10 protein-coding genes and 1 pseudogene are annotated in these 13,094 nt (G+C 63.0%); 4 read left to right on the top strand and 7 right to left on the bottom strand.

The genetic code is table 11. The annotated features are described in order from the left end of the window. Positions 1-280 precede the first annotated feature (280 nt). A pseudogene (locus AC3IF3_RS29140) lies at positions 281-1,147 on the bottom strand (IS3 family transposase); the annotation flags it as partial. 159 nt (positions 1,148-1,306) lie between these two features. Between AC3IF3_RS29140 and AC3IF3_RS29135 the strand changes: the two are divergent. Then, positions 1,307-1,507, top strand: a complete 201-nt coding sequence (locus AC3IF3_RS29135; protein WP_092046589.1) for a hypothetical protein — start codon at positions 1,307-1,309, stop codon at positions 1,505-1,507. Between the two features lie 382 nt (positions 1,508-1,889). Here the strand turns inward: AC3IF3_RS29135 and AC3IF3_RS29130 are convergent, their stop codons facing one another. Further along, complete coding sequence (locus tag AC3IF3_RS29130; RefSeq protein WP_489231492.1) at positions 1,890-2,282, bottom strand: PIN domain-containing protein; 393 nt, start codon at positions 2,280-2,282, stop codon at positions 1,890-1,892. Then, positions 2,272-2,583 carry an AbrB/MazE/SpoVT family DNA-binding domain-containing protein gene (locus tag AC3IF3_RS29125; RefSeq protein ID WP_489231491.1) on the bottom strand — a complete coding sequence of 104 codons (312 nt, stop codon included), beginning with the start codon at positions 2,581-2,583 and terminating at the stop codon, positions 2,272-2,274. Before AC3IF3_RS29125 ends, AC3IF3_RS29130 begins: the two co-directional genes overlap by 11 nt. A gap of 299 nt (positions 2,584-2,882) precedes the next feature. On the opposite strand from AC3IF3_RS29125, the gene AC3IF3_RS29120 reads away from it, so the two are divergent. Then, on the top strand, positions 2,883-3,476 hold the full coding sequence (locus AC3IF3_RS29120) for a recombinase family protein (protein WP_489231490.1): 594 nt from the start codon (positions 2,883-2,885) through the stop codon (positions 3,474-3,476). Positions 3,477-3,574: 98 nt separating this feature from the next. Here the strand turns inward: AC3IF3_RS29120 and AC3IF3_RS29115 are convergent, their stop codons facing one another. The 3 genes from AC3IF3_RS29115 to AC3IF3_RS29105 all read right to left on the bottom strand — a co-directional run bounded on the left by AC3IF3_RS29115 (position 3,575) and on the right by AC3IF3_RS29105 (position 6,962). After that, entirely contained in the window at positions 3,575-3,949 is a 375-nt protein-coding gene (locus tag AC3IF3_RS29115) for a hypothetical protein (protein ID WP_489231489.1), read from the bottom strand. A 677-nt stretch (positions 3,950-4,626) separates the two neighbouring features. Further along, complete coding sequence (locus AC3IF3_RS29110; protein WP_489231488.1) at positions 4,627-5,130, bottom strand: hypothetical protein; 504 nt, start codon at positions 5,128-5,130, stop codon at positions 4,627-4,629. A gap of 1,172 nt (positions 5,131-6,302) precedes the next feature. Continuing rightward, complete coding sequence (locus AC3IF3_RS29105; RefSeq protein ID WP_489231487.1) at positions 6,303-6,962, bottom strand: nucleotide-binding protein; 660 nt, start codon at positions 6,960-6,962, stop codon at positions 6,303-6,305. Between the two features lie 1,502 nt (positions 6,963-8,464). Here AC3IF3_RS29105 and AC3IF3_RS29100 point away from each other — a divergent pair. Next, entirely contained in the window at positions 8,465-10,648 is a 2,184-nt protein-coding gene (locus tag AC3IF3_RS29100; protein WP_489231486.1) for a TonB-dependent siderophore receptor, read from the top strand. Between the two features lie 59 nt (positions 10,649-10,707). On the opposite strand, the gene AC3IF3_RS29095 is transcribed toward AC3IF3_RS29100, so the two are convergent. After that, positions 10,708-11,094: a transposase gene (locus AC3IF3_RS29095; protein ID WP_489231485.1), complete on the bottom strand. Its 387-nt coding sequence runs from the start codon at positions 11,092-11,094 to the stop codon at positions 10,708-10,710. 382 nt (positions 11,095-11,476) lie between these two features. Between AC3IF3_RS29095 and AC3IF3_RS29090 the strand changes: the two genes are divergently transcribed. Further along, on the top strand, positions 11,477-13,094 hold a 1,618-nt coding region (locus AC3IF3_RS29090; protein ID WP_489231543.1), incomplete at its 3' end, for a porin.

Raw genomic sequence — 13,094 nt, 5'->3', positions numbered from 1 at the left:
GCCTCCCGTACTGAGTCGGCGAGGAGGTTGCCTTTGCCCAAACAGCAAGAGAACGATGAATTTCAGGACCTAGTTGAGGCTTTCCGCAACTTGGCCGCTGACAACATGGCTCAAGGTCTGATTGTCGAATGGCTTCTTTGTCGACAGCTAAAGCAATATCCCAAGGAGATCCGAGGGGAAATTGCAGAAAGTCTCAAGGCGTCCGGTCGGAATACAGCCTCATTCTCGCAGCTTCGAGCCTCTGAGTGGCCTGCCCCCATCTGGTGGCCCGGGTTCGAAGTTAGTGCATCGTCGGTCGTGTGACGATGGCCGGGTGAGCGGACGGCACAGAGCCGCTCGGTTCGGTTAGCCAAATGACGACCTCCGGCGCAGGCGGGCAGTAGCCGAGTGACGAGTGCGGCCGGATGCTGTTGTAGTGCGTCCGCCACTGCTCGATTACGACGCTGGCTTCCTTGAGGGTGTAGAACACCTCGCCGCTGAGGAGTTCATCCCGCAGCTTCGCGTTGAAGCTCTCGCAGTACCCGTTCTCCCACGGACTGCCAGGCTCGATGTAGGCGGTCTCTGAGCCGACCGCTGCGATCCAATCTCGGACAGATCGAGCGATGAACTCAGGCCCATTGTCCGAGCGGATATGGCCAGGCACGCCGCGCAGGCTGAAGAGATCCGAGAGGACATCGATCACATCGTGCGCCTTCAGCTTACGTGATACGCAGATCGCCAGGCACTCACGGGTGAACTCATCGAGGACATTCAGCATCCGGTACTTGCGATCGTTATGCGTCCGGTGCTCGACGAAGTCGTACGACCAGACATGGTCGGGTCGCTCTGGCCGCAGTCGCACGCACGAGCCGTCGTTGAGCCAGAGGCGGGCCCACTTCGGCTGTCGCGCTGGAACCTTGAGCCCCTCCCGCCGCCAGATCCGTTCGACCCGCTTCACGTTGACCGTCCAGCCATCGCGCCTGAGCAGCGCGGTGATCCGACGGTAGCCGTAGCGCCCGTACTGGAGAGCCAGCGCGACGATGGCGGTGGTCAGTGCGGCCTCGTTCTCGACCACCACGGCGCACTTGCGCTGTGTCGAGCGGTGCTGACCGAGAACGCGGCACCCTTCCGCACGCTGTGCAGTGTCGCGAACGCTTCGGGCGCGCCGACGAGTGAGACAGCCTCCATAGCTATTCCGATCTGGTTGTCATCCACAGGCAGCCATCAGCAAGGCCGGAACTCGCCGATGCCGCGGTCGTTGACCCCTCAGATTGGATCTGTTCTAATTCGTAGCAGAGCGGATCGACTGTCAGATAGGAGCACCGATATGACCAGCGCGCACTGCGACAGCTGCAAGTTCTTTGACGAGCACAAGGGCAATGGCGCTGCTGCGCAGGGCGATGCCGGTCTGTGCCGGTTCAACCCGCCTGTGAGCCAGCCGGCGCCGGAGTCGAAGGGACTGTGGCCGGTCGTGTCGTCAGAGGACTGGTGTGGTCACTTCACCGCAGAGATGACTGCCGCCGAGTAAACCACTCCCGTCGCATCCCCTCAGGGGAACGCAGGGCCAGCCTTCGGGCTGGCCTTTTTTATTGCCGTGTCGTCAGGGCTGTGGATCGGCACAAGACGGGATTTCACACCGGCACAACGTCCATTCAGACCGCCAAGGTCCAGCACGGCCGTTCCATTCAGCTTGCCCTATTGGAACGACCACGTTCCAGCGGGATAGTTCCAGTCAGCGAGCCCTATTGGAATGCAACGGCAGGTAGCGCGATCGGTTGTGTGCGAAAAACGACCGTTTTCCCGACAGCCCGGCGGGTTGGGGTGAAAATCAACCAGACAGCTCCGCCGCTGTCGGTAACACGCGTCGGTAAATCTACTGTCGGCCAAACGTCGTGTTTGGTTGGCAAACCTTAACGGATGAGCTGCACCTCGACGCCGGAAGCCTCAGCGATCTCCTGCCATGCGGCATCGGCGGTGACTGCGACAGCGTCCAAGCGGGCGGCCAAGGCGAGACAGAGCCGGTCTCCGATCCCAAGCCCCTTAGAGCGGGTCAGCGGCTCGAACAGGGCTGCGCGAATGGCAAGATCATCGTCGACCGGCGTGAGGGGGAACACAAGGCCGGTCCGTAGACCCCGTACGGCCGCCTCGTCGGCGCCGTTGCGGACCAACCACCCAGCCACCTCGCCGAAGTTCACGGTCGTCATCGTGGTGGAGCCGGTGAAGGCTTGAAGCACTTGGTCCCATCCGGGCTCCTGGCGCAGGTAGGCGAGCAGCGCCGAGGCATCCAGAACGCTACGCGCCACGATCCAGCTCCCTCGAGGATGGGGCAGTCTGATCTGTGTCTACTGGCATGCCCTCCTCCCTAGCAGCCTCTGCGCGCCGCGCCGCGAGGAAGGCGCTCACCGAGGCGCTATCGCCGGACAGGAAGGGGAAAGCTTGGGCTTGAAGCTCGGCCATGGCGGACGCCACCGAGCGCACCCGAAGCTCACCGTCCACCAGTGTCAGCACGACGGGCCCACCATACTCAAGATGGAGGGCTTTTCGCGCCTGGGCTGGGATGATCAGTCGACCACCCGCGTCGATCTTAGATAGAGTCGCGTTCATGGCAATATGATCCGATCAGCCTGATGTCATCCTATGGCGATTGAGGGATATTTAGCCATACTTCAGTAGGTGCCGCTACTCAGAAAGATGGCAGCTCCGCGATAGCTGCCACAAAACCGCGATATGGCATTTCGTAAGTGTTGGAAGCTCATCGGCCTGCCGCGGGATTTTCTCCCCCCGGCAGGATGGCCGAAACCGAACGGTTTCGGCCAGCGGCGCGAGATCTGGCCGAAACATAGGCTTGCGGTGGTTTCAGCCAGCATTTAGTTTCGGCCACCACTTTCGACCAGATTTTGGCTATGCCTCGCACCTTCGCCTACCTGCGCGTGTCCACCCTCGGGCAAACCACCGACAATCAACGCCAGGAGATCGCAGCCGCAGGCTTCCAAGTAGAGCCACAGCGCGTGATCACGGAGACCGTGTCGGGCAGCGTCACGACCTCTCAGCGCCGCGGCTTTGTCCGCCTGCTCGATCGGCTCGAGGATGGTGATGTCCTCGTGGTGACCAAGCTCGACCGGTTGGGCCGCAACGCGATGGATGTCGGCGGCACGGTCGCGCGATTGGCTGACATCGGCGTACGCGTGCATTGCTTGGCGCTCGGTGGCGTCGACCTCACCAGCTCGACCGGCAAGCTGACGATGGGGGTGATCAACGCAGTCGCCGAATTCGAGCGTGACCTTCTGATCGAGCGCACCCAGGCTGGTCTGGCACGGGCACGCTCTGAGGGCAAAGCGATCGGGAGACCAGCGAGCCTCACCCCGGAGCAACGACGGCTGGCAGAGCAGCTTCTGCGTGAGGGCCAGGGAGCCTCGGCGGTAGCACGAGAACTCAGGGTCAGCCGAGCGACGATCCGGCGGGTGGAGGCGGCGATGCGCGGAGCCGAGCATCGGTGATGCTCATGCCTGCAGTAGGGCAAGCAGGTACCGGCTGTGGCCTGAGCGCTCTCCCTAAGTCCGATGCCTCCGAGCTTAGCGAAGAGTGGCGAAGCGGCCTATAAGGGCGATGCCACATGATCCGGGGTCAGATGCCGATTAGCCGACGCCCGCTCGCCGCTTCTCTGCTCACGGCCATCGACATAGCCGACCGGCACGCGATCGCGGCCTTCATCGCGGATACCGCGACGCAACCGGCTCCTAACCCGTTCCCCCACACCAGCGTCGGTGCCGTGCGCCAGGTCTGGCGGCAGCGCGCTGCGGAGTTTCAATCCTTCGATGTAGAGGCGCTGGGGCTCTCGTGTCTGCTTACGGCGGTGTTCAGCATGGACGTCGACGAGGTGCTCGTGCAGGAGATCGTGCGGGCCGGACCTCACACCGCCAACGTATTTCATCGCGGTGACGGCTGCTGGATCGTCGGTGCCGTGCTCCATGGCAAGCCAGGCATTGGTCTGCCCGTCTGCCCTACGTCGAGGCAGAAGCACCCCGCTCCGAAGTCCCGGTCGCGAGCTCGCATTGAGGCGAGGCAGCTAGATCTGTTCGCGCGGGCCTAGTCCGACGGTCTGTCGCAACGCCTTCCACAATACCGTCCTGTCCATCCGCCTACTACATCATGATCGAGGATGTGGGATGAAAGCAGAGTCGTTAGGTGCTTTTTATGAGTGTTAGGGGGCGTTAGCCCTGAAATTCAAACTGATTTACTGGAAAAAACTCGGGTGGTTGCGCCCCGCGAAGTAGATCGGCTGGGGAGGGACCCGCCTCATACGGCCAAGATGCAGGTTGGGGCCGCCGCAGGTGCATGACCTGCGCTGAAGTGTGTCTTGCCCGGCCGAGTTGGTGCCGGCGGTGCGTTGCAGCCACGGAGCAGGGTCGACTTAAGCCGCCGGATAACGGTGGCCCCGACCGTTGAGTCGGCCGACACCGTGAAGTTCATGGCCGAGCCGCCTTTCATACCGCTTTCGCGATGCTCGAGCCTTTGAACCCATTAGGCGTCTTGAGCAGCGCTGACGCTGTGCCGCAGCAGGCCGCCTTGGCCTGTCTCACATGAGCAATGGGCAAAGTCGGGTAGCTTACCGGCACGTAACGCGGATCCGCAGTGTCGTGGTGACGATCACCGCGTGCATGTGCTGGATGTCGATAAGGCCGGCCAGCCGGGCTGGTCATCCAGCCCCATCATCGATGCCATTAGGAGGGCCGTCAGGCGCCATACCACGTGCGGGCAGGGAGAAGAAGTTGCGCAGATCGGCCCACTCGCCTCTACGCTCGATTTTGGCGGATGGAGCGCTATTCTCCGCGTGGACGTCGACCCAGTGCTCGGCGCGGCCTTCTCCGCACCTCGACCGAGGATGTCCGTCCTGACGTCGAGCTCGATATGGAAAGCAACCGGACCGAGCTCGGCATCAAGGAGATTGAGGCGTGCCTTGGACGCCGTGGCGAGCCGCGCCTGCAGCTCACTCGTCCACGCCGCCGCACGGGCCGAAAACGACGAGATGTCAACCAGCTCCTCGGCCGAGAATCCACCGCCGGGTGCCTTCGGCCCGGTGAGCCCGAGGGCGATCGAGTAGGCGCTCCCGAGCCGATGCACGGCCTTTTCCCGGTAGGCGCGAGCAATCAAGCTTCGACGTCGATCGTCTCACGATTTTTTTCACGGTCTGACCCCGGAGGTTGCGACCATTGCGACCAATTGCGACCATTCTGAAAATTGGTCGCGATCCAAATTCCCTTTTCCTTTTAGATATTTATATAGCTCATGCGACCATTGCGACCAATTTTCTAGGTTCGTGTGATAATGAGAGAGAAAACGGGGCGTTTTCGCAAAAACGTTCCTATGCGCAGGCGGGCGCAAAATTGGTCGCAATGGTCGCGGGATCGCTTAAGCGATTGGTGAAGCTCGATTTTTAGCGCTGCGACCATTTTGAAAATTGGTCGCGATTGGTCGCAATGGTCGCGGAAAACCGTAGGTTTCGAGCGCCGATCCGGCAGATCCGAGCATGACGGGGGGCTCGACCGTCTGGCAAGTCCTCTTCTCGCACCGGAAGAGCTCCCACCCGCTGGGTATGGCCTGTCGCTAGCCCTCGAGCTGCAGGATTAATCTCGCGCCACTGGCCGCACCGCGGATGTGCGCGCTGCGCCTGCAGCTCGCACATCCGTGCCGCCGCACGGTCGGAAAGCGACGAATTATCGACCCGCTCCTCGGCCGAGAGCTCATCGCCCGGCGCTTTCGGCTCGGAGGCTAAGAGCGATCGCCGGAGCCGATGCACGGCCTTCTACCGGTAAGCCCACAAAGTCCAGGAAAGCTACGGCGATTATCCAGAACCCGGGGCGCTGCCTGCACCGGCTGTAGCGGCGCTGAGAGCTGCCGCAAGAACTGCAACGATGGCCATTTGGATCATCGCAGACGTCTCCCGTCTTCAGGTACAGCCGCCAGATCAACGTTGTAGCCCTTCGCGGCCAAGGCCTCGAGGACCAAGTATTTTACTGTGACCCTGCGGTTTAGCGCCTCCTGCCGCAGTGCTGTCCACACCGTATCTGGCACTTCGAATTTAAGGGCGGTCCCCTTCATAGGGGCAAGTGAGGATTTGGGCTCTTGGGCTGTCGGGGTAGATGAAGCTATCGGCTCGGCTGGGTCGGCGGGCGGCATTGGCTCCGCGGCCCGCGCCTCAGGTGCGGACGAGGGCCGCGTGAAGCCCAAGTCGCCGTTTGCCGCGGCAAGCTGCTGCGCGTCCTCGGGCGAGATGCGAGGCCGAGGGCGAGGGGCAGGCTGAAAGGTGGGCTTCATCATCGTGCTCAAGCCGCTTCCTGTTGAACCGCCAAGACCTCAAGGAGCTCGCCGAGCGTGCCGACGACTTCTTGCAAGGCTTTGGGGTCGCCGTCTGGATGGGCCGGTGTGGCGCCCGTGAAATGGATGCTCTGATAGGCCGCTCGCTGAATGATCTCGGTCCGAAGTACCGGGATGCTAGCGGCCTGAATTTCCGTGCGGGCGTGCTGCGCGACGCGGCTGCCCAACGGCGACATTTGAGTGAAGACTGCCCGGGCCGGGATCGGCCGGCGCAGCATCTTCTCCGCACGCTGCACGACCTCGTAGGTGCGGAAGACCTCCTGCAGATCCATGCCCGACACCTTGCTTGGGATCAGCACGAGATCACTTTCGGCGATGGCGTACGTGACCGCCTGTGAGGCGGCACCCTCGAGATCTACGAACACGAGACTGTAGCGCGAGGCGGCGTCAGAGATCCGGTCGAGGACGGTCTTTTCGGTTACTTCTGCAATGACGTCCACGCCGCAATCCTCGCCGGCCCGCTCGCGCCAGGAGGAAACGTGTCCGTTCGGATCCGCGTCGATGATGGCCACGCTGCCGCCCTGACGCGCATAGGCGTCCGCCAGGCAGATCACGAGGGTAGTTTTCCCGACGCCGCCTTTAGTTGAGCAAACGGAAATAACTGCCATTGCCCTAGCTCCCTGTTGTGCGCCTCCCCAGCGCCCAAGCGAGCTGAGGCCCAAATAGCCAACGGACCCTTAACCCGAGCGGCCTGAAGGCCAAATGCCCTTTTGGGGTGGCGGGCAAAATCACGCAGGCCTTCTTGTGCTCGCGGGCTAGAGTGCGTTTGGGCATGCGGCCTAAAAGGCGTTAGGGCCAAGGCGTGAACGGGTTCTTGGGCTTCGGGGCAATGGCCTCAGCCAAGAGATCGCCTTGCAGGAGCAGTAGCAAGCTGGCGCAGAGGGATTTTCGTCGCGGATCGACCGTGCAATTGTGCAGGCTTTGGCAAGGGGCGGTCATCGGCAGCCGTCTTGGCCGGTTGCCAGGAGAACTGCCAAGCCACTTATGCGGCATGCTGCATAAGCGGCGAGTTGATGACCTAGAAATACGAAACCCGCCACGAGGGCGGGTCACGTACCGGCCGGGTGGTCAGGGCAGATCGTCCATCCGAGGGGCGGTTGAGGCTGCCGCAACCGACCGGTTGGGCGAAATCGCCGCGGCCGTCTGGAAGGCCGATGCTGCCGGCGGTCTCTCAGACGAGCAAGCCCAGACGCTGGACGGTTTGCTGAACGCCCGGCGGGGCGCAGCTCGATCAGTTCCTACAAAGGCTCAGCCCTTCGTGGTCGTAGCGGCGCAACTCGTTCCAATGGTCGCCCCTTTCCCTCAAGGGGAGGGGGGCGCCGCCTGCCCGCACGCAGCATCGTACAGGCTCTCGCACTCTACGCCCGATAGCCTCGCTCGCCGCCGCCGTATGGCCGCTGCCGGCTATCTGCCTCCGGCGCTCGCTGCCGCCTTAGCCGCGTGTGAGCAGGCCGTCTTGGCTGTGGTTGCGCTCGAGGTCGGGAAGCGAAGCAAGTGCACGCTCGCCCTTGGCCACGCGGCAGCTGTGGCGTTGAGCGTCCCATCTCAAACGAAGGTCGAGATGGTCGGAAGCCTGTCGCGCGCCTTGGTGAAGCGCATCCGGCTCGGTCCAGGAGAGTTGCGGCTGGTGTGACCGACGTTCAACCGGATGAAACACACCCTAGCGATGACACCGTGGACACACCAGGGCTTCCTCAGGGCCACTTGAGAACCCTCTTCAGGATTATTCGCCGGGGAGCGGTCGGGAGGTGCGCGAGGCTAGGATGCAGTCGGTCGACTTGTCCCAGCCGTCTGCATGGGCGCTCGACCCACGACTGACATTCTGCAGGCATCATCGCCGCGACAAGCTGCTGTTACTGCGGCGCCACAACCCCCATCGTTATGATTTGGGCGGCTTGTTCACCTGCAACCTTCACCTTAACGGTGGGTCAGAAAAGTTAGCAAAAACAGTAGTTTATCATTGTTCTAAACAGCACGGCGGCCACGCTGCAACCCTTCTGCGGCGATAGCGGACGGCTGCCCAAAGTAGGCTTGGGGCTTGCGTAATATGATTATCTCTTCTCTCCGGCCCAGAGTCTTGCGGGTCTTCGTCCTCGCTAGTGTGTCACTGATGGCGATGCAGGTCGCGCAAGCCCAGCAGGCGACGCAGCCGCGCCACGGCGGCTCCAACCCGCCGGCCGAGGGCAGCGTGCAGCTTCAAGAGCTCAGCGTCGAGAGCCAGGGCGGCGGAGGGCCGGTCTCGGCTGCCCGGGCCACTGCAGCCTCGCGCGCCGTTGAGAGTCCGACCGGTCCGATCGACGGCTACGTGGCTCGACGCTCGGCCACCGCCACCAAGACCAACACGCCGCTGATCGAGACCCCGCAATCGATCACCGTGGTGGGCCGCCAGCAGATCGACACCCAGAACGCCCAGACCCTGACGCAGGCGACCCAGTACGTCGCCGGCACCTATGCGGGCACCTTCGGCGCCGACACGCGCATCGACTACTTTCAGCTGCGTGGCTTCGTGGTCAGCGATTACGGCCTCTACCTCAACGGCCTGCAGCTCCTGAACTACGGCTTCGCCTACAGTCGAGTTGACACCTTCGGGCTGGAGCGGGTCGAGGTGCTGCGCGGTCCCTCGGCCGTGCTGTTTGGCGCCGGCAATCCCGGCGGCCTGATCAATCAGATCAGCAAGCGCCCAACCGAGGACCCATTCGGCTACATCGAGGTCGGCGGTGGGTCCTTCGATCAGCGCTACGCCGCCTTCGACGTCGGCGGCCCGGCCGACCAGGAGGGCCATTGGTTCACCCGCCTGACCGGCTACGCCCGCAACGGCGGCACGCAGGTCCAGGGCGCCCCGGACGACAGCTACTACATCGCTCCGGCCTTCACCTATAAGCCGGACGGGTCGACCAAGCTCACTATCCTGTCGAGCTTCCAGCACGATAACACGGCGGTGACCTCGAACTTCCTGCCCTATTATGGAACCGTCCGACCACAGGCTGAGGGTCTACGCATCCCGCGCTCGCTCAACGTGGGTGACGCCGGCTTCAACACCTTCCAGCGCGATCAGGCTTTCATCGGCTACGAGTTTGAGCACGTCTTCGACGACACCTGGGCGGTGCGCCAGAACGCCCGCTACGGAATTACCGAGAGCTTCCAGAACTCCTATATTGGCCAGCTCGGCTACGCCGACGCCCAGCAGACCCAGCTCGCCCGCTACCTATTCCGGGACCACGCCAAGGTCGCGCAGCTCGACGTCGATACTCAGGCCGAGGCCAAGTTCTCCGACGGCTTCTTCCGGCACGACTTCCTGATGGGCGTGGAGTACCGGAACTTCCAGGTCCACGACAACCAAGCCTCCGGCTTCCCCGGCCCGAACCTGAACATCCTCGCGCCGACCTACGGTCCGCAGACGGTCTCAGCGACACCGTACCTGGTCAACGCCGACTCGTTCCAGCAGGTCGGCCTCTACTTCCAGGACCAGATTAAGCTCACGCCGGAGCTGACTCTGGTCGTCGGTGGCCGTCAGGACTTCGTTGAGAATACGGTCTACGATCGTTTGACACCGTCCAATACCAATGGCCGCAATGACAGCGCCTTCACCTACCGAGTGGCGGCAATCTACAATTTCGACTTCGGTCTCGCGCCCTACGTGATGTACTCGACCTCGTTCCAGCCCGAGATCGGCACCGACATTAACAACCGGGCCTTCAAGCCCGATACCGGCGAGCAAATCGAGGGCGGCGTGAAGTTCGAGCCCCCGGGCCAGGGCTACTTCCTGACGCTGGCGGGCTTCGACATCCACCGCAACAACGTGCTCACCCCCAACCCGGTGAACACGCTGTTCAACACCCAGGTCGGCGAGGTGCGCTCCACCGGCTTCGAGGCGCAGCTGGTGGCCAACCTGTTCGACGGCCTCAACCTCATCGCCTCGTTCACGGACTTCGGGTTCACCACGGTCAAGGACGCTGACCCAACGCGGATCGGCAAGACCCCCGTCAATATCCCCGAAAACCTCGCCTCGCTGTTCGCTGACTACACGATCCAGACCGGCGACTGGCGCGGCTTTGGCTTCGGCGGCGGCGTGCGCTACGTGGGGCGTTCGTTCGCTGATGTGCCCAACACTCTGAAGGTGTCAGAATACGTGCTTTTCGACGCGCAAATACACTATGATTACCAGAACTGGCGCTTCCAAGTGAATGCCACGAACATCGCCGATAAGCGTTTTGTCTCATCCTGCCAGTCGGCTACGTCATGCTTTTATGGCGACGCCCGACGCGTTCTGGCGAAGATCAGCTACAAGTGGTGACGACAGCCTAACGGTTCGAACCTGAGGCGGATCGTCAAGCCAGCGCAGAGCAGGCGAAGCTAATCGGTGTTGGATCGAATGCCTGCTTGGCTTTGGGGACGCCAATTGCGGTCAATCCTGAGGCCACGACGCCGTGGTCGAGCTCGCGCCATCGCGACGGGGTCGAGGGCACGAGCCTCGTCTGTCCAACCAGCGTTGGACAGCGCCTTCAGCATGGACGACCAGAACGGGCGGTGACGCCAGTGGCTGAAGCGCTGATAGATGCCGCCGGGGGAGCCGTAGACTTTCGGACAATCCGGCCAGCGACATCCGCTGAACGAGACATGGATTATGCCGGACAGCGCATGTCGATCGTCGCTGCGGCTTTCGGGATTGGCTGGTAGATGGGGGGCAATGACAGCCCACTGCGCATCGCTGAGCCAGAATAAGCCATCCTGATCAAGCATGCGGTTCGCTCCATCCGACGATACTCGTTTGAATTAGAACGGCTCTAATCAAGTGACAATAGCGAACGCTGGTGCGTGGGGCCGGGCGAGCCGTGATGATGTGGCCACCCGGCTAGCTGCCTACCGCAGCAGCGCTGTTGATCGAAAGCCACTGTCAAATGTGTGGCAGAACCGGCACAGTTTCCTCGAACCGATTGTGTCTGAGTTGAAATCATTTTGCTGAGCGTAGCAATTCCGGCATGGTCCTGCACCAGCAAGGTTCTTCTAAACGCGGGCCTGCTGGAGCCAGCCACCAAGACGCGGGCCCAAACAAGAATGGGCGGTGTGACCTGAAAAATCAGGCATGGCCGCAGTTACGGGTCTCGAAGTTTTGGGGTTGCTGATGAATTTCCTGAAGAATTCCCTCCTCGGTTCCGCTGCCGCCTTCGCGGCGGTGGGCGCCGCGCACGCCGCCGACCTCCCGGTCAAGAAGGCGGTGCCGATCGAGTACGTCCGCGTCTGCACCGCCTACGGTGCCGGCTTCTTCTACATTCCAGGCACCGACACCTGCCTGCGTATCTCGGGCCGCGCCCGGTTCGAGGGTGGCTACCAGACCAGCTACACCCGCCAGGCCGGCGCTGCCGGTGACACGTCGGGCTACCAGGGCCGGATGCGCATCAACCTCGATGCCCGCACTCAGACCGCCTACGGCACCCTGCGCGCCTTCGTGCGCTTGGATGCCGGCGCCCGGACCGGCTATTCCGGCGTCGGCACCTCCGGCACCCAGCAGCGTATCGGCCAGGCCTACCCGGGCATCGGCACCGACAGCTTCGGCCGCGACCAGCAGTTCGCCAACGTCGACAAGGCGTTCATCCAGTTCGCAGGCTTGACCGCCGGTCGCGCGTCGTCGTTCTTCGACTTCTACGCCCACGACTTCGAGTTCGCCGGTGCTACCGCCGGTTCGGACAACTTCTCCACCAACCTGCTCGCCTACACGGCGACGGTCGGCAACGGCCTGTCGGCGACGATCTCGATCGAAGATCCGGTCTTCCGCCGGACCCCGATCTTCTCGCCGTTCAACGTGGCCGCCACGCTGAACACGGGTAGCACGCAGAACTTCGGCGTGACCAACCAGCCGACCCCGATCTTCGTCGGCCCGAACCGCTACGGCAACATTGACAGCATCGAGCGCTCGCGTCTGCCCGATTTCGTCGGCGTTGTGCGCCTCGACCAGGCCTGGGGCTCGGCCCAGCTCTCCGCCGCCACGCACGAGCTGAACGTCGGCAACCTCTCGACCGCCGCCAGCACCGGCACGGGCGCCATCGTCGCCCCTGCCCATACCAGCAACGTCCAGGGCTTCGCGGTGCAGGGCGGCCTGAAGATCAACGCCCCGTTCATCGCGCCGGGCGACGCCCTGTACCTGCAGGGTGCCTACGGCGAGGGCGCGCAGCTCTATACCGGTTATTCCTCGTACACCGGCTCGTACACGCAGAGCACCACGACGATCCAGGGTCAGAAGTTCGCCCAGTACTTCGCTGACGCGACGGTCAATCCGTTCACGGGTCAGCTACAGACCTCGACCAGCTTCACGGCGGTCGCCTCGTACCTGCACTACTGGTCGCCGGAATGGCGCTCGGCGTTCTTCGGCTCCTACGGCGAGCAGAGCTTCTCCAACAGCGCCCGTCTCGCCCAGGGTGCGATCTACAGCCTCGTGAGCGGTCTGGCCGGCAGCAACCCGTTCGGCTCCAACGCCGTCGGCGTCCCCGGCACCCGGTTCTACAACCTGAGCCAGGCGCTGCGCGACACCTACCAGTTCGTGGCCGGCGCGAGCATCATCTGGTCGCCGGTGAAGGACCTCGATATCGGCGTCGAGGGCTTCTACACCCAGATCGGCCTGAAGAACGGCCGGGCGATCGATCTCGACAAGAGCCCGACCGCCTACGCCAACATCGCCGGCATCAACGCCGGCACCTTCGCGGTCCGGACCGCCACGCAGGACTCGGTCTCCCAGGTCCGCTTCC

This window comes from Methylobacterium sp. J-118 (assembly GCF_057836565.1).
Note: the sequence above shows the minus strand (reverse complement) of the source record. Positions and strands in the feature narration are given on the sequence as shown.

Coding starts and splice junctions, on each gene's coding strand:
- AC3IF3_RS29100 (WP_489231486.1), top strand. CDS start 8,465: ATGGCGATGCAGGTCGCGCAAGCCCAGCAGGCGACGCAGCCGCGCCAC.
- AC3IF3_RS29105 (WP_489231487.1), bottom strand. CDS start 6,962: ATGGCAGTTATTTCCGTTTGCTCAACTAAAGGCGGCGTCGGGAAAACT.
- AC3IF3_RS29095 (WP_489231485.1), bottom strand. CDS start 11,094: ATGCTTGATCAGGATGGCTTATTCTGGCTCAGCGATGCGCAGTGGGCT.
- AC3IF3_RS29115 (WP_489231489.1), bottom strand. CDS start 3,949: ATGGAGCACGGCACCGACGATCCAGCAGCCGTCACCGCGATGAAATAC.
- AC3IF3_RS29120 (WP_489231490.1), top strand. CDS start 2,883: ATGCCTCGCACCTTCGCCTACCTGCGCGTGTCCACCCTCGGGCAAACC.
- AC3IF3_RS29125 (WP_489231491.1), bottom strand. CDS start 2,583: ATGAACGCGACTCTATCTAAGATCGACGCGGGTGGTCGACTGATCATC.
- AC3IF3_RS29135 (WP_092046589.1), top strand. CDS start 1,307: ATGACCAGCGCGCACTGCGACAGCTGCAAGTTCTTTGACGAGCACAAG.